Source organism: Musicola paradisiaca NCPPB 2511 (genome assembly GCF_000400505.1).
Classification (GTDB): domain Bacteria; phylum Pseudomonadota; class Gammaproteobacteria; order Enterobacterales; family Enterobacteriaceae; genus Musicola; species Musicola paradisiaca.
In genome coordinates, this window is record NZ_CM001857.1 from 3,690,520 (window position 1) to 3,706,414 (window position 15,895).

Below are 15,895 nucleotides of genomic sequence, written 5' to 3' on the forward strand. Positions count from 1 at the left end.
AGAAGCAACGCCCGGCCCGCCAGCCTGTTGGTTGGCGCAACGGTAGCGGTGCCGTCGCGCCAGGCTCTTATCGGTGGTTGCTACTGGTTTCGTCTCGGATTATTCATCCGCCTTTCATGTTTCTGTCATCACCGTCGCCAAAGATGTCGCCTGTGCAAACGTATGCACTCCCGATAAAAGGCGCACACCATGTTTGGCAAAAGCTCACTAACAAAGAATATTTTCACCAAGAGAACCCTTTCCCGCCTGCTGCTCGCCACCGGTTTGGTATGCAGCCTGGCAACCCAGGCGGCGGATCTGGTTATCGCCGGACGCGATGACATCTACGGCAAAGCGCTCGACAGCACGCTTGCCCGCTTTCAGCGCCAGCATCCCGATAAACAGATCGAGCTGTTGAAACTGCCCTACGCCAATCTGTATGAAAAACTGGTGATTTCCCTGCGGGAGAACGCTTCCGCCTACGACTTAATGCTGATGGACGACAGTTGGAGCCCGGAATTTGCCGGCAACGGCTGGCTGCAACCGCTGCCGGAAAGCCTGCAAAACAAGGACTTCATCCCGGCGGTGTTGAACGTCTCCCGCGTGCCGGAAAACGGCGGCCCGGCTTACAGCCTGCCGGTGGTCGGCAACGTGGCGATGTTTGCCTACCGTCAGGATCTGTTCGACAAGCACCAACTTAAAGCGCCCGCCAGTTGGGATGCGGTGCTGAACGACGCCAAAACGCTGCAACAACATGAACCCGGCATTGCCGGCGTGGTCTTTCGCGGCATGAAGGGCAACCCGGTCGTCTCCGGCTTCATGCCGATGCTGTGGGCCTATGGCGGCGACGTGATAAAAGACGGCAAGGCGACCCTGGATACTCCGCAGGCGCTACAGGCGCTCAATACCCTGAAAGCGTTGAAGGCATTCGCGCCGACCGGTGTCGATGTCTACAACGCCGCCGATGTCCGCCAGGCGATGGAACAGGGCAAAGCGGCGATGGCTATCGAGGTTTGGCCGGCCTGGGCCGCCACGCTGGATGACGCCACCAAATCCAACGTCGTCGGCAAGATGACGTTGCAACCCGCGCCCGGCCAGGCCGTCGGCCCATCGCCGATGCTCGGCATCTGGCAGATGGCTATCGCCAAAAACAGCCCGCATAGCGAACTGGCGCAACAATTCCTGAGCTACCTCACCAGCGCCGAAAACCAGAAAGCGCTGGCGCTGGAGTTGGGCCTGCCGCCGACGCGCCGCAGCGTCTATCAGGATGCACAGGTGGTGCAGAAGTACCGCTGGTACCCGGCGCAACTGGCCGCGCTGGAAGCAGGCAAGGCACGTCCGCGCATCCGCAACTGGCAGGAAGTGGAAAGCATCCTCGGCGACTATCTGCAACTGGCGCTGATGGATCAAATGCCCGCGCAAATGGCGTTGCAGCAGGCCAACCAGAAGATCGCTCAGGTATTGAAATAATAGACGCTGGCATAACCCGCACTGAAATCACCGCTGCCGGGCGGGTTGCCTCCCGCCCGCTCAAGGAATTCCCATGCATTTCGACGCCCGCTGGCAACGCTGGCTGCTGCTGATGCCCGCCGCCGCGCTGTTGCTTCTGCTGACCCTCTACCCTATCGGTCAGATGCTGTTTTACTCCTTCAACCAGGTGAACTACGCCGCCGGCAGCCATGTCTGGATCGGTCTGGACAACTACCGCCAGTTGTTCGCCGACTGGTTTTTCACCACCAGCCTGAAAAACACGTTGTTGTTCTCGCTCGGCAGTTCGCTATTACAGGTATTGCTTGGCGTACTGCTGGCGCTACTGCTGTATCGCCATTTCCCCGGTCGTCAATGGGTGCTGAGCCTGTTGATCTACCCGATGATGATCTCCACGCTGGTGTGCTCGGCCATCTGGCGCGTCTGGTTTCATTACGACTTCGGCCTGCTCAACAACTGCCTGACCGCATTGGGATTGATGCCGCAACAATGGCTCTCCAGCCCGCGGCTGGCGCTGCCGTCCTTGATGCTGGTGGATATCTGGCAGTGGACGCCGATGGCCGCGCTGATCATTCTTGCCGGCCTGCAGGCGATCCCCAAAGAGGTGCTGGAAGCGGCGCAAAGCGACGGCGCCAATGGCTGGAAGCGCCTGTGGTACGTCACATTTGCCGTTGATCCGCCAGCCGATCATGTTGGCGCTGCTTTTACGCTCCATCGACACCTTCAAACTGTTCGACAAGGTCTATGCCCTGACCGGCGGCGGCCCCGGCTACGCCACCGAAACCTTGTCGCTCTACATCTACCAGCAGGGATTCAAATTCTTCAATCTTGGGCTCGCCAGCGCCGGCGCGGTGGTCATGCTGCTGGTGGCGGGCGCCATGAGCCTGATCTACGCCTGGCAACTGCTCAGCAAGGAGAAAGCCGCATGAAACTGCCGCTCTGGTTGTCCTGGCTGCGCGCCGCCGCACTCGCTCTAGCATTGTTGTTTTTTACGCTGCCGATTCTGTGGATGCTGGCCGCCGCCTTCAAATCCGGCGCTGAATTCTCCAGCCTGGCGAGCCCGTTCTGGCCGCAGCAGTGGACGCTCGACGCCCTGCGCAACCTGTTGGCGAACGGCGCCTTAGCCCGGCTGCGCAATACATTGCTGGTGGCCGCCGGTGCAACGGCGCTATCGCTGTTAACGGGCTTTCTCGCCGCCTATACGCTGGCGCGCCACCGCTTTCCCGCCCGGCTGGACGTTTTTTTCCTGCTGCTGGTGTTGCTGGTCAAGATGATGCCGCCGATGGTGGTGGCCATCCCGCTTTACTCGTTGCTCAAAGCGCTGCATCTGCTCAACAGCCTGGCCGGGCTGATGCTGGCGTATCAGGTCTATACCCTGCCGTTCTGCATCTGGATGTTGCTGAGTTTTGTGCGCGATATGCCGCTCGCGCTGGAAGAGGCGGCGGCGATGGACGGCGCTCGCCTGTGGCAACGCCTGCGTTATGTCGTGCTGCCGGTCTGCGCTCCCGGCCTGGTGGCGACGGCGATCTTTACGCTGATCGTCGCCTGGAACGAATTCCTGTTCGCCCTGCTGTATCTGCAAACCCCGCAGCAGTTCACGCTGCCGCTGTTCATCGCCAACTTTATGACCGAAAACCAGACCTACTGGGGCGAGCTGATGGGGATCGGGCTGCTGTCGTCGCTGCCGGTGCTGCTGGTGGCGGGATACATTCAACGTTATTTGCTGCGCGGCTTTGCCGCCGGCCAGAAATAGGACTCGCCAATGAGTGAATTACGCCTGAATCAGATCGCCAAACAGTTTGGCAAGCAGCCGGTACTGCATGGCATCGATCTGCATATTCGCCCCGGCGAACTGGTGGTCTTCGTCGGCCCGTCGGGTTGTGGAAAATCCACGTTGCTGCGCACCATCGCCGGGCTGGAGCAACAGGACAGCGGCCAGATTCTGCTGGATGGCCGGGATATTTCCCGCCAGCCGCCGGGCGCCCGAGAAATGGCGATGGTGTTCCAGTCCTACGCGCTTTATCCACATATGACCGTGGCGGACAACATGGGCTTCGCCCTCAAGATGGCGGGCATGCCGCGTCAGAGCATCGACGAAAAGGTGCGCCAGGTGGCCGAGATGCTGCAACTCACGCCATTGCTGCAACGCAAACCGGCAGCCTTATCCGGCGGACAGCGTCAGCGCGTGGCTATCGGCCGCGCCATCGTGCGTCAACCGCGCCTGTTCCTGTTTGATGAACCGCTGTCTAATCTGGATGCCAAACTGCGTACCCACACCCGTGTGCAAATCAAGGCGCTGCACCAGCAACTGGAGGCGACCATGATTTACGTCACCCACGATCAGGTGGAAGCCATGACGCTGGCTGATCGCATCGTGGTGTTGCGCGACGGCCGGATAGCCCAGGTCGGTACGCCGGAAGCGCTGTACCACCAGCCCGCCAATACCTTTGTGGCGGGGTTCATCGGTACGCCGGAAATGAACATCTTCCCGCTATCGCCGCAACAACCGGCGTTGCCGTGGTTACAGCACATTGCACGGGATCCCCGCGCCGCCACGCTCGGCGTAAGGCCGGATGCGTTCGAAATCAAACCGGGCGGAGGCGTCTTTCAGGTCGATCTGGTGGAAAACCTCGGCGCGCTGTATCACCTGCATGGTCATTTTATTCATCAGCCGGGCGTGACGGCGGTGGTGGAAAGCCGTCAACCCGCGCATACCGGCAGCCAACTGGCGTTACAGGTCGCGCCTGAGCGTTGTCATTGGTTCGATGCCGAGGGGATGCGTCTGCCCGATGTCCCCACCCCTCACCGTCAGACGCAGGAGCACTAAATGGAGCTGGATATTCTGGGCAGTGGCGAAGCCTACGACCGCCGCCGGGTCAATGCGGCGATTCGCGTGACGGAAGCGGGCTTTAGCCTGCTGATCGACTGCGGCCCCACGGTACCGCCGGCGCTGTGGCAACGGCGCTTAACCGCTGATGACATCGACGCCGTCTATTTTACCCACTGCCATCCCGACCACGCACTCGGCCTGACGACCTGGCTCAACTGGTGCGAGTCTTGCGGTCGTACCGCGCCGCTACGTATTATCGCGCCGCGTCGGCAACGGCCTCAGCTACAACAGTTGGCGGATTTCGCCTTCTGGCCAACGGCCAAACCGCTGTTCCCGATCGACTGGCTGGAGAGTGAAACGCTGACGCAGCTCGGCCCATGGCAATGCCGAACCGCCGCAACCCGGCATTCGGTTCCCAACCGCGCGTTATGGTTGCGGGGACGCCAGGGCAGCCTGTTCTATAGCGGAGACGGACAGTTGACGCCTGAAGCCGCGGCGCTGATGGCGCAGGCAGACCTGGCGCTGGTGGAGTGTTTTTCGCTGTCGGAGGATCCCAACCCGTACCACGGCAATTGGCCGCTGACGCAAACCTTGTCGCGTAAAGCGGGCGCGTTGCTGGGGTTGTACCACATCGAACAGTCGCAACGCGCCGCGTTCAAACCGGCAATCGCGACAGCACCTGACGTTTTCCTGGCGGAACAGGGCGATCGCGCGTACTGCCTTGTCGGGCAGTGGCACCGCCAACCGGGAAACTGGCATGAATAGAAAGCGCATCACGTCGATTGACGTCGCCCAATACGCCGGGGTGTCGACATCCGCCGTCTCCCGCACCTACTCCGCGCCGGGTAAAGTCAGCGCATCAACCCGTGCGCGGGTGCTGGCGGCGGCCGATGCCTTGGGCTACCGGCCTAATCAGCTCGCACGGGCGTTGGTCAATTCCGGCCGTCAAGGCTCCGGCATCGTGGCGGTGGTGATGGGTGAATTCGATAACCCATTCCAGCCCTGGATGTTCGGCCTGTTGACGCAGGCGCTGCAACAACAGGGGCGGGTGCCGATGCTGGTGCATGTCACCGAACAATGCGATATCCGCGCCCGGTTGCAGCAGGCGCTGTCGTGGCAGGTGGAGGCCGCCATTATTTCGGCGGGCAGCCTGTCGCAGGAGGCCACCGAACGTTGTCTGGAACTGGCGTTGCCGATGGTGCTGATGGGCCGGGAAGATAAACGGGAGACCGTCACGGCGGTGTTGTCCGACAACCGTATGGCGGGCGAACTGGCGGCGGAGTATTTAGGTACGCAGGGATTGACGCAGTTGGCCTACATCGGTGGCCGGCAAGACGGACAGGCGTCGCTGGAGCGGCTGGCGGGCTTTCGCTCCGGCCTGATTCAGCGTGGGCTGTCGGCGCCGGTGGTGATGGAAAACCGTGACTATGCCTACCACAGCGGTTATCAGGCGATGAGCCGGTTGCTGCGCGAACACCCGGACATCGAGGGCGTGTTTTGCGCTTGCGACGCGCTGGCCTTCGGCGCGCTGGATGCCCTACGTCTGAATGGCGGCCAGGTGTGCCAAGTGGTGGGATGCGACGATACCCCGCAGGCGGCATGGGAAGGCTATCGCCTGACCACGGTACGTCAACCGGTGGAACAGTTGGTCGCACAAACCATCCACCATCTAAAACAGGTGCTGGACGGCAACTCACCCACCGGAACAACAGTACGGATGACACCGACGCTGATCGTTCGTTAACGATGTGTAGCCACCGGGCGGTTTTTACTTCACGACGTTACCAGCAGCGGCCTGGATAGAGAAAATTGGCATAAAACAGCCGTTGGCTTTGGTACCGATGGAATAGCCGCAGTAGGATCAGGGGTGATTTTTGTGGTCAAACGAAGGAGGCTTACGATGTACACAGCGTATGACAGGTACAGAAATCCACTCGATGCCGGCTGCCAGGTCATGCAGAACGGTTCACGGCGGGTGGGCACTATTGCGGCCATCCACGCCGACAACCTCACGCGCGATCAGGTGCGTCTGACGAAATGCGTCGAACTGAAAGGCGTTGAGGGCTACTTTGCGCCGGAAGAACTGATGCGGCTGGGGCGTAACCAGGACGAGCCTCGCAGCCATGCGTGACCCCGCCTGATTTCATCTTTCTCCCTGCCATCGGGCGAGAATCCGTCGCCCGATGACTACTTCGTCGGAGAGTGCTGCTCCATAAACTCCAGAAAACGCCGCACCATCGGGATGCCGGCGCTGCGCTTCAAATAGCTGACGGCAAAAGTACGCTTAATCGGCACGCTCACCGGCCGGATTTCAATGTCATGACCTTTCAGGCTCGATGCGACGGAAGCGCAGAGAAACACCACGCAGGCATGGTGCATCACCTGATCCATGATGATATCGAGGTTACTGCACTCCCGGTAACAGGTATTCCCAAACCCTTCGCGGGCGAACACCGACGAGACGACTGCATACTCCCCCGTCCCCTTCTGCGGTACCATCGGCCGTTCCGCCGCTAGTTGACTGAGAGACAACACCGGGTTCGCCGCCAATGGATGCCCGCTCGCCATCACGACCACCAAATCGTCTTCCAGAAAGACGGAATGATTAAACAGCGGATCCTGGAGATATTCTTCAAACGGGGTGGAAAGCGAAACATGAATTTCCGATGTGCGTACCTTTTCCAGCAGATCACTGCTAACACCATCGATAAAGGCAAGCTCGATATTGGGGTAATGACGCTGGAACTGGGTCAGCAGATCGTAATATTTCAGGCGATTGAACACCGGGATCACGCCCACCAACAGCGTGCCATCGGAGCTTTCCTCATACGACTGCGCGAATTGTTCAACCTCATAATACTCCCTGATGAGCGGGTTGATTTTTTCATCAAAGGCTTCGCCAAAGGCCGTCAGGGAGAATTGTCGGGTCGTGCGATTAATCAGTTTATTATTCAACTCCTGTTCAAGCCTGGATATTTCCTGCGAAAGGAACGCCTGAGAGATATTGAGAGATTGAGCCGCTCGGGTGAAACTCCCATGTCTCACCAGCTCATGATAATAAAGAATACGTTTTATACTTATCATAGATATTTATTTATAGCATTAATGAATAGTAATTATATTAAAAAGCAAAAATTCTGTTGTGAGTTTAAGCACATTTGTATTCTTTTTCCCCATGATAAACATAACACTTCATTGGCGATGAATTCATAGGAAAATAGTTTCCTCAACAATAAACCTATTTTTAGCGACAATGTAATTCATCGGTTAATAAAATAACGAAACTGTTAATAACATTTACCCAAATAACCATAATACGAAGGATCCTTGCATGAATCATCCTACCTTCAAGGCCATACTACTGTCTTCTGTTTTTACCGTCGGTACCGGGCTGGCTTATGCCCAAACGACGGACAATACCCACGAGTTATCGTTTACCCCGCGTCTGCCGGTGGTCAAGCTGATTTCCGACGTCGTCTACTCTCAGGTGCCGATGCGCGGTTATGCCAACGTGGCGCTGAAAATGGACATCCTGCAACCGGAAGCCAAAGCGCCGCAGCCGGCGGTGATCTTCATTACCGGCGGCGGCTTTATCAATGCCAACAAAGACAACTACATTCAGCAGCGCGTGCAACTGGCGGAGGCGGGTTATGTGGTCGCCAGCATGGAATATCGCGTCGCGCCGACGGTCGTGTTCCCGGCGCCGCTGGAAGATGTGAAATCCGCCATTCGTTTTCTGCGCGCCAACGCCGGTAAATTCGGCATCGACGCCAGCCACATCGCGGTTTTCGGCGCGTCCGCCGGCGGCTACCTGTCGGCGTTTGCCGGCGCCACCAACGGTGACAAACAGTTCGATAAAGGAGAAAACCTTAATCAGAACAGTGAAGTACAAGCAGTCATCGATTTTTACGGCCTGTCAGACCTGACGCGGGTGGGCGAAGGCTTCCCGGACAATGTGGTGCAGAAACACGCTTCCGCCTCATCGACCGAAGCTATCTGGGTCAATGGGACGTCGGTCTTCAATGAAGGCGGCCCCATCACCCGCTTCCCGGAAAAGGCCGCGGCGGCCAACCCCATCAACTACATCAGTAAAGCGACGCCGCCATACCTGATCATGCACGGCACCGCCGATACCGTCGTGTCGCCCCACCAGACCGAACGTCTGCATCAGGCGCTGCGCGAGAAAGGGATCGAAAGCAGTTACTATCGGGTAAAAGGCGCCGAACACGGTGGGATTTACTGGCTGCAACCGGAAGTCATGCAAACGACGATCGCCTTTCTGAATCGCCATTTGAAACACTAATCGGCACGTTTTTTCGGGTTGCGTCGATCTGCGCGCAACCCGACAGTCATGATTGCTATCATTGCGATAACAAAAAAACAGCATCTCCCGGCTTAATCCGATTTTTATTTATATTTTCCCGCAGGGAAATTGAGATAAGTCATAACTCATTATTTTAATATTTATGTGATCTTGCCGCTGCATCAAAACAACGACGTTAACCCGCCACGATTATTTACACCAAGATGTCACATTTTATTATTCAGAAACATTCATTATATGATCGAAAACAATTATCGTTTTTTGCAATTATTTTTATCCGGAATTACAAAAAATTAAATGTGACTTAAAACACATATTATCGACACCGCCACATGTTCCAATAAACCCAATTAACGCACCCTATTAAAATAATTATTTATTCCGGAAGAATGTGACATTTCAACCAAGCTATTTTCACACCAATAAAATAATTGGCTGTCTCCTACAGATTCGTTATACGTGCTTTTAACTCGTTTCGATTGCGTTTTATTCGTGGCGCATTAACGGCACAAATATTCAGAGATACTGCTTAAAGCTACATTATTATCTGGAAGGTTATTTTATGGAGAATTATACCCGCCGCCGTTTTATTGCCATTATGGGCAGTGCGATGATGGTTTCCGGCAACAGCCCCCTGGCCGTGGCGGATCCCACCGCACCGGTGACACCCGAAGCCCCGACCGGCCCGCGCCCCGTCAGGTACGGCATGTTGCATAATGAATTGCGCTGTATCGGTTGCAAGGCTTGCGTGACGGCCTGCAAAAAAACCAATCAGGTTCCCGATGGCGTCACCCGGCTGGAAATTCTGCAAACGGTGGATATCCCCGCCACCGACAACAGCAAGCCCATCAAACAGTTTTTCCGCAAATCCTGCCAGCATTGCGATAACCCGCCCTGCGTTTCGGTCTGCCCGACCGGCGCCTCATTTAAGGATGCGTTGACCGGCATTGTAGACGTTAATGATAAGCGCTGCGTCGGCTGCCGCTATTGCATCGCCGCCTGTCCTTACCATGTGCGCTTCATCAACCCGGTCACGAACACCGCCGACAAATGCAATTTTTGCCGGGAAACCAATCTGGCCGCCGGAAAAAGACCGGCCTGCGTGGAAATCTGCCCGACCAAGGCGCTGGTATTCGGCGATCTCAACGACCCGGAAAGCGACATCTCAAAGATGATCAAGAGCAACCCTATCTATCGCTCCAAAGTCTATCTGGGCACTGGCCCGAACCTGTATCGCATCCCCGGTAAATACGGAGACACCGAACATGCATAACGCCTTCCATTTCAGTTCCCTGGTCTGGGACTGGCCGATTGCCGTCTACTTGCTGCTGGTGGGGATCTCATCCGGCATGCTGGTGCTGACGCTGCTGTTCCGTCGCTATCTGCCCGCGGAGAACCAGCACGCCAACCCGTTGATTGCCGCCACGGCGATCATCGCGCCGCTGTCGGTGGTCGTCGGGCTGGTGATCCTGATATTCCACCTCGCCCGCCCCGTCACCTTCTGGTACCTGATGGTCTTCTATAACCCCGGTTCCATTATGTCGTTGGGAGTGATGCTGTTTCAGGTGTACATGCTGGTGCTGTTCCTGTGGCTGGCCAGTCTGTACCAACAACCGCTGCTGGCCTGGAGCGCTCGCCATCTGCCGGGCGCCCTGCACGGTTTGCTGAACGGCGTCATTACGCGAGTGACCCGCGGCATGCGGCCGGTGGAAAATCTGCTGCTGGTGCTGGCGTTGCTGCTCGGCTGTTATACCGGTTTCCTGCTCTCGGCGTTGAAATCCTTTCCGCTACTGAATAACCCGGTGTTGCCGGTGCTGTTTTTGGTCTCCGGCGTCACCTCCGGGGTCGCGGTGCTGATGATGGTCGGCACATCGGCGCGTTGCCGCCGCGCCTGCCCGCAAACGTTGCACCTACTGCATGCGCTGGAAAAACCGATCGCGCTGATCGAACTGTTCCTGCTGTTCGCTTTCTTCATCGGTTTGCTGCTGGGCGGCGGCCAGAAGACGGTAGCGGCGCAGGTGGCGCTGAGCGGCTTCTGGGGCGGCGTGTTCTGGATCGGGATTATCGGCATCGGCATGCTGGCGCCATTGGCGGCGGGCAGCCTGCCGGCACGACGTCGTAGTAGTCCGCACCTGCCGCGGATTGCCGCCGGCCTGACGTTGCTGGGCGTGTTCCTGTTGCGCCTGTTCGTACTGTACGCCGGGCAGATGACGGTGGCCTGACCATGAACGGCTCCCGTGCACTTTTCTGGCTGGCATCCACTGCATTTTTCATGCAGTCGCTGGATACCACCATGCTGTATGTCGCCGTGCCGGCAATGGCGCGATCGCTGCATCAGCCGGTGCTGCACATGGAGCCGATCGTGTTGGCCTACATCATCACCGTCGTGGCTTTTACGCCCATCAACAGTTGGCTGAGCCAGCACCTGGGGGAGCGCCGCACCTGTCTGGCTGCGTTAACGCTCTTTACCGGCGGCGCATTGCTGTGCTTTCACGCCGCCTCCGCCTTCCATCTTGGGCTGGGGCGCTTTATTCAGGGAACCGGCGGCGCGTTGCTGCTGCCGGTGATCCGCACGCAGGTGCTGAGATATACCCCTGCCGATGCCAGGTTGTCGTTTCTCAACCGCATGACCCTGCTCGGTATGTTCGGCACGTTGACCGGCCCGCTGCTGGGCAGCCTGCTGACCGACTGGCTGTCGTGGCGCGCTATCTTCATCGCCCCTGTCCCGCTGGCGCTGCTGTGTTTGTGGCTGGCGTGGCGCACGCTGCCGGCGGACGTCGGCGGCGCCGAACGCCGGATTGCGATACGCAGCCTGCTGCCGCTGGTCGGCATCCTGCTGACGCTGACTCTGTTGCTGGTGGCGGCGCCGCGACACCTGTTGTCAATGCCGGTTATCGCGCTGCTGGGGCTGGCCGGCATTCTTTGCACCCTGTTCTATCTGCGCAGCGATCTGCCGGGGCGCGAAGCCCTGCTGCCGGTGTCCCTGTTCGGCATCCGCTCGTTTTACGTCGGCGTCTGGGGCGGCGTGCTCACCCGGCTGTTGCTGGCCTCGCTGCCGGTAGTGATGTCGCTGGTGATCCAGACCTCGCTGGGCCTGCCGCCTGCCACCGCCGGGCTCATCATGCTGATGTTTTCTGCCGGCGCGTTGACGGCCAAGCTGATGTTCGAGCCGCTAATCCGGTGGCTGGGATACCGCAACCTATTGATTTACTGCACATTACTGGCTTCATTACTGGTTCTGACCCTCGGTATCGCCATCCAGCAGCGTTGGCTGCCGATGATTGGCGGCTGTGCCGTCGGCATCGGTGTGCTGACCGCGTTGCTGCACTCGGCGGAAAGTACGCTGGCTTGCAGCCATCTGAACCACGATACCTACAACAGCGGCAACAACATCATGATTCTCAGCCAGTTGATCGCCGTCATGCTCAGTATGGCGCTGACCTTTCCGGCGCTACGCCTGTTTTCCCGGCTGGAACCCGTACTGAATATCAACCATTTCAGCCTGCTGTTGCTGCTGCCTGGCATGGGATTACCGCTGAGTTGTCTGTTGTTTCGCCACCTCAGCCACGAAGAAGGGAAAACGCTGTTGTCGCCCTAGCCAGTGCGTTTTCCCGTTTGTTGATGATGTCCACTAAACAGAGTGAATGCGCGTTATGAAGAAAAGTTCCATGAAATTATTGGGTTGCCTGTTGCTGATCGCCGGTGCGGCAGTCGCGGAAGACGCTGGCCAGTTCAAAGCCGGCACCTACTCGGCCACCGGACAAGGCATCGGCGGCGACGTGACGGTTACTCTGGAAATCGACGCGAAAGGCGTTGTGCAGAAGGCCACGATCAATGCGCCTGACGAAACCCCCGAAGTGGGAGGCGAAGCCGCCAAAGAGCTGGCGAAAACCATGACGGAGAAGAAGACCATCAACGTCGATGGCGTCTCCGGCGCCACCATGACCAGCGGCGCGGTGCATGAGGCTTCCCAGGCAGCCTACGCACAAGCCAAAGCGCAATAAATACCGGGCGACGCGCCGGTCTTCGGGGCGTCATTCCACGCATAAAATAAAAGGAAAATAATATGGTTCAATACCGAAAAAAACTCCTTGCGGCTCTGTGCCTTTCCGTTCTGGGAATCACGTCCGCCCAGGCCGCAGGGCAAGCCGAATCTGCGGCTGAGCCGGCGAAAAACGCCGAGGCGGCCAAACCGGTCGACATCCCTAAAAGCGCTGATGTCGTCATTATCGGCGCGGGTGCCGCCGGCACCGCTGCAACCATGGCGGCCGCAGAGAAAGGCGCCAGCGTCGTGCTGTTGGAAAAACAGCCCGCCGTCGGGGGCACCGGCAATTTCGCGGAAGGTATCTTCGCCGCCAACAGTTCGATGCAGAAACGCCAGGGGATCGTGGTTACGCCCGATATGGCGTTCAAGACCATCATGGAATACAGCCACTGGATGGCCAACCCTTATGTGGTGCGCACCTTCGTGAACCGCTCCGCCGATACCATCGAGTGGGTGAAATCCAAAGGCATTAAATTTGAATACATCGGCCCCGGCGGGCCGGGCGGGATGCTGACTTGGCACGTTATCGACGGCCCCGGCCACGGCCGCCACCTGATCAAGACGTTCCATGAACAGTTCAAAAACATGAAGGTCACTACGCTGGTAAAAACCGCGGGTAAAGACCTGGTGATGAAGGACGGCAAAATTACCGGCGTCATCGCGGAAGGCAGTGACGGCAAACCGTTCCAGATCGATACCAAAGCGGTGATTATCGCCACCGGCGGCTATGCCAATAACAAAGAGATGTTGCAGAAATACGTTGCGGTACCGGACACCATTATGGTGGGCAACGTCGGTAAAGACGGCGACGGCATCAAAATGTCGTGGAAAGCCGGCGCCAAGGAAGAAGGTATGGGCGTCGTACAGGCTTATCGCCCCGGCCTGCCGGACTACGCGCCCAACTCCCAGATGCTGGCCGCCGCTCGTCAGCCTTATCTGTGGGTAGACAAGACCGGCCGCCGCTTCACCGATGAATCCATCGTCATTATTTGGCCGCACGCCGGTAACGCGCTGTCCCAAGCCGGCGGCGTGATGTACTCGGTCTTTGACGATGAAACCCGTAAACATGTGGTCAACGACGGTATCGACGTACCGATCGGCGAATGGGTTATCGCCAATACCAAACTGGTGAAATTTGACGACGAGTTCGCCAAAGAAAGCCAGAAAAACCGCGGCTTTGTTTTCAAAGCCAACACCATTGACGATCTGGCCAAACAGATGGGGGTTGACCCGGCCGTGCTGAAACGCACCGTTGAGGACAACAACCGCTATGCCGCCCAGAAACGCGATGAAATCTTCAATAAGAGCATGGACTATTTGCGCCCGGTTAAAACAGGCCCGTTCTATGCCGTGAAGATGATGCCGGCGGCGCTCGGTACGCTCGGCGGCGTGAAGATCAATGAGAAAATGGAAGCGGTCAGCCCGAATGGCAACCCGGTTCCCGGCCTGTACGTTACCGGCAACGATGCCGCCGGTATGTACGGCGATACCTACGACCTGCTGCTGGGCGGCGGTACCTTCGGCTTTGCGCTCAATTCAGGCCGCATGGCAGGGGAAAACGCCCTCGATTACATCCATTTCACCAAGAAGTAACGGCCTGCCGTCCCCCGCCCGCCGGGGGACGTTTTACACCTTGCGAAACGTTAGGTTGAAGCGGACGTCATCCGACATACCGGTCGGCAGCGGCCCGCGTTTCAACGGCAAAATCGCGTGATAACAAAGACGCGCCGGGCCACCCCACACCACCACATCGCCGTGGGACAGCACCTTACGCTGGCAGGGTTCGCTGCGCGTCAGCCCGCCAAACAGGAATACGGCGCTCAACCCCAGCGAAACGGAAACGATGGGCTGGGTCAGATCCTGCTCGTCCTTATCCTGATGCAACGACAACTTTGAGCCCACCGCGTAACGATTGATCAGACACGCATCCGGCACAAAACCAGTAAAACCGGCCGCAGAAGCGGCAGCGCCAGCCAACGCGGAAAAACACGCCGGCATCGTCGGCCACGGCCGCCCGGTCAACGGATCCTGCGGCGTGTAGCGGTATCCCTGCGCGTCACTGGCCCAACCGAACCGGCCGCAGCCGCTCATCGCCACTGACATGGTATAGCCGCCGGGTGTCGACATGTGACGGAACGGCGATAACTGCACGACCCGGTCGATCTCCGCCAGTAACATCCCCGCGTCAGCCCAGGCGAATCCACGCAGGATCGCCGCACCGTCCGTCAAATTCTCGGTACCGCATTCAGGCGGCTCGTCGGCAAACAGATCCAAATTCATGGCGACTCCTGAATAAATAACCAGTACCATCCAGTGTACTCCAGCGCGATGCTGTTTGCCCATTGCCGTTAAATTCCGAGGATCTCCGCCAATGACGACATGCCATGCTCCGTTTGACGAAAATCTTGCACGTTCTCATCTTGCCGCCATCGACGATCGCTGGGAGCGGCTGATCGCCGGCGTCGGCCATATTCGTTTTGCCAGCCGCCCTGGTCAGCAACCCTACGAAGCATTGATTCGGGCTGTCGCCAGCCAGCAGTTAAGCAACCGGGCGGCCGCCGCCATCATCGCGAAACTGCAAAAACAGTTCGCGATGGAGGAAACCGGCTTCCCCTCGCCGTCGCAATTGGCGGAGTGCCCGCCGGAGCATTTGCGCCAGTGCGGTTTCTCCAGCCGCAAGATCGATACGGTACAAGCTATCGCCCGCGGTGCGATCAGCGGGCTGGTGCCGGATCGCGCCAGCGCCGCCCTCATGGAGGATGACACGCTCATCACACAATTATGCACTCTGCACGGCATCGGGCGTTGGACCGTGGAAATGCTGCTAATCAATACATTGGAGCGGATGGATATCATGCCGGTTGATGATCTCGGTATCCGGCAGGGTTTTCGCTATCTCTACCAATTACCGAGCGACCCGAGCCGCAAGGAAATGCTGGCGTTGAGCGCGCCCTGTCAGCCCTACCGCACGCTGGCGGCCTGGTATCTGTGGCGCATTCCCCACATGCCGGATTATGCGGAATTCCGTGCTTCGCTGCGCGGCGCCTGAGTGCGCAGTGCAGCGAAGCGCATCGGCCCCTATACCTACCATCATTCGAGTTGCAGGACACCCGCCCTGCGGGTTGAACACCACAGACGTGGGCTTTTTTAGGGCAAGGCTTATACCGAGCCTTGTCACGCGGCGAACGAGTAAATCGCAATGCTCTGACTGCGGTAAGTGATGCGGATA

The 15,895-nt window shown here is 58.2% G+C and carries 15 protein-coding genes and 1 pseudogene; 14 read left to right on the plus strand and 2 right to left on the minus strand.

All coding sequences use genetic code 11. From position 1 onward, the window contains the following. Window positions 1–189 precede the first annotated feature (189 nt). From DPA2511_RS16255 to ydfZ, 7 genes and pseudogenes are all read left to right on the plus strand, one after another. Window positions 190–1,449 carry an ABC transporter substrate-binding protein gene (locus tag DPA2511_RS16255; protein ID WP_015854832.1) on the plus strand — a complete coding sequence of 420 codons (1,260 nt, stop codon included), beginning with the start codon at window positions 190–192 and terminating at the stop codon, window positions 1,447–1,449. A 73-nt stretch (window positions 1,450–1,522) separates the two neighbouring features. After that, window positions 1,523–2,396: pseudogene (locus DPA2511_RS22005) on the plus strand (carbohydrate ABC transporter permease). Then, on the plus strand, window positions 2,279–3,220 hold the full coding sequence (locus DPA2511_RS16265; protein WP_404821631.1) for a carbohydrate ABC transporter permease: 942 nt from the start codon (window positions 2,279–2,281) through the stop codon (window positions 3,218–3,220). The pseudogene DPA2511_RS22005 and the gene DPA2511_RS16265 overlap by 118 nt, the downstream one beginning before the upstream one ends. Window positions 3,221–3,229: 9 nt before the next feature. After that, entirely contained in the window at window positions 3,230–4,294 is a 1,065-nt protein-coding gene (locus DPA2511_RS16270; protein ID WP_015854835.1) for an ABC transporter ATP-binding protein, read from the plus strand. Then, window positions 4,295–5,062 (plus strand): MBL fold metallo-hydrolase, encoded by a 768-nt coding sequence (locus DPA2511_RS16275; protein WP_015854836.1) that lies wholly within the window; start codon window positions 4,295–4,297, stop codon window positions 5,060–5,062. Continuing rightward, complete coding sequence (locus DPA2511_RS16280; protein ID WP_015854837.1) at window positions 5,055–6,041, plus strand: LacI family DNA-binding transcriptional regulator; 987 nt, start codon at window positions 5,055–5,057, stop codon at window positions 6,039–6,041. Before DPA2511_RS16275 ends, DPA2511_RS16280 begins: the two co-directional genes overlap by 8 nt. A 156-nt stretch (window positions 6,042–6,197) precedes the next feature. Further along, a complete protein-coding gene (ydfZ, locus tag DPA2511_RS16285) occupies window positions 6,198–6,428 on the plus strand; it encodes a putative selenium delivery protein YdfZ (RefSeq protein WP_015854838.1) in 231 nt (76 codons plus the stop codon). A 56-nt stretch (window positions 6,429–6,484) separates the two neighbouring features. Here the strand turns inward: ydfZ and DPA2511_RS16290 are convergent, their stop codons facing one another. Then, a complete protein-coding gene (locus tag DPA2511_RS16290; RefSeq protein WP_015854839.1) occupies window positions 6,485–7,381 on the minus strand; it encodes a LysR family transcriptional regulator in 897 nt (298 codons plus the stop codon). A gap of 247 nt (window positions 7,382–7,628) precedes the next feature. On the opposite strand from DPA2511_RS16290, the gene DPA2511_RS16295 reads away from it, so the two are divergent. The 6 genes from DPA2511_RS16295 to DPA2511_RS16320 all read left to right on the plus strand — a co-directional run bounded on the left by DPA2511_RS16295 (window position 7,629) and on the right by DPA2511_RS16320 (window position 14,259). Next, entirely contained in the window at window positions 7,629–8,600 is a 972-nt protein-coding gene (locus DPA2511_RS16295) for an alpha/beta hydrolase (RefSeq protein ID WP_015854840.1), read from the plus strand. Between the two features lie 583 nt (window positions 8,601–9,183). Beyond that, complete coding sequence (locus DPA2511_RS16300; RefSeq protein WP_015854841.1) at window positions 9,184–9,894, plus strand: 4Fe-4S dicluster domain-containing protein; 711 nt, start codon at window positions 9,184–9,186, stop codon at window positions 9,892–9,894. Continuing rightward, window positions 9,887–10,843 (plus strand): cytochrome c nitrite reductase subunit NrfD, encoded by a 957-nt coding sequence (gene nrfD, locus DPA2511_RS16305; RefSeq protein WP_015854842.1) that lies wholly within the window; start codon window positions 9,887–9,889, stop codon window positions 10,841–10,843. Before DPA2511_RS16300 ends, nrfD begins: the two co-directional genes overlap by 8 nt. 2 nt (window positions 10,844–10,845) lie before the next feature. Next, window positions 10,846–12,219 carry an MFS transporter gene (locus tag DPA2511_RS16310; protein ID WP_015854843.1) on the plus strand — a complete coding sequence of 458 codons (1,374 nt, stop codon included), beginning with the start codon at window positions 10,846–10,848 and terminating at the stop codon, window positions 12,217–12,219. A gap of 55 nt (window positions 12,220–12,274) precedes the next feature. Beyond that, complete coding sequence (locus DPA2511_RS16315; protein ID WP_015854844.1) at window positions 12,275–12,625, plus strand: FMN-binding protein; 351 nt, start codon at window positions 12,275–12,277, stop codon at window positions 12,623–12,625. Window positions 12,626–12,687: 62 nt separating this feature from the next. Beyond that, on the plus strand, window positions 12,688–14,259 hold the full coding sequence (locus DPA2511_RS16320) for an FAD-dependent oxidoreductase (protein WP_015854845.1): 1,572 nt from the start codon (window positions 12,688–12,690) through the stop codon (window positions 14,257–14,259). A 33-nt stretch (window positions 14,260–14,292) separates the two neighbouring features. Here the strand turns inward: DPA2511_RS16320 and alkB are convergent, their stop codons facing one another. Further along, a complete protein-coding gene (alkB, locus tag DPA2511_RS16325; RefSeq protein WP_015854846.1) occupies window positions 14,293–14,946 on the minus strand; it encodes a DNA oxidative demethylase AlkB in 654 nt (217 codons plus the stop codon). A 91-nt stretch (window positions 14,947–15,037) separates the two neighbouring features. Between alkB and DPA2511_RS16330 the strand changes: the two genes are divergently transcribed. Then, complete coding sequence (locus tag DPA2511_RS16330; protein ID WP_015854847.1) at window positions 15,038–15,715, plus strand: DNA-3-methyladenine glycosylase family protein; 678 nt, start codon at window positions 15,038–15,040, stop codon at window positions 15,713–15,715. Window positions 15,716–15,895: the final 180 nt, after the last annotated feature.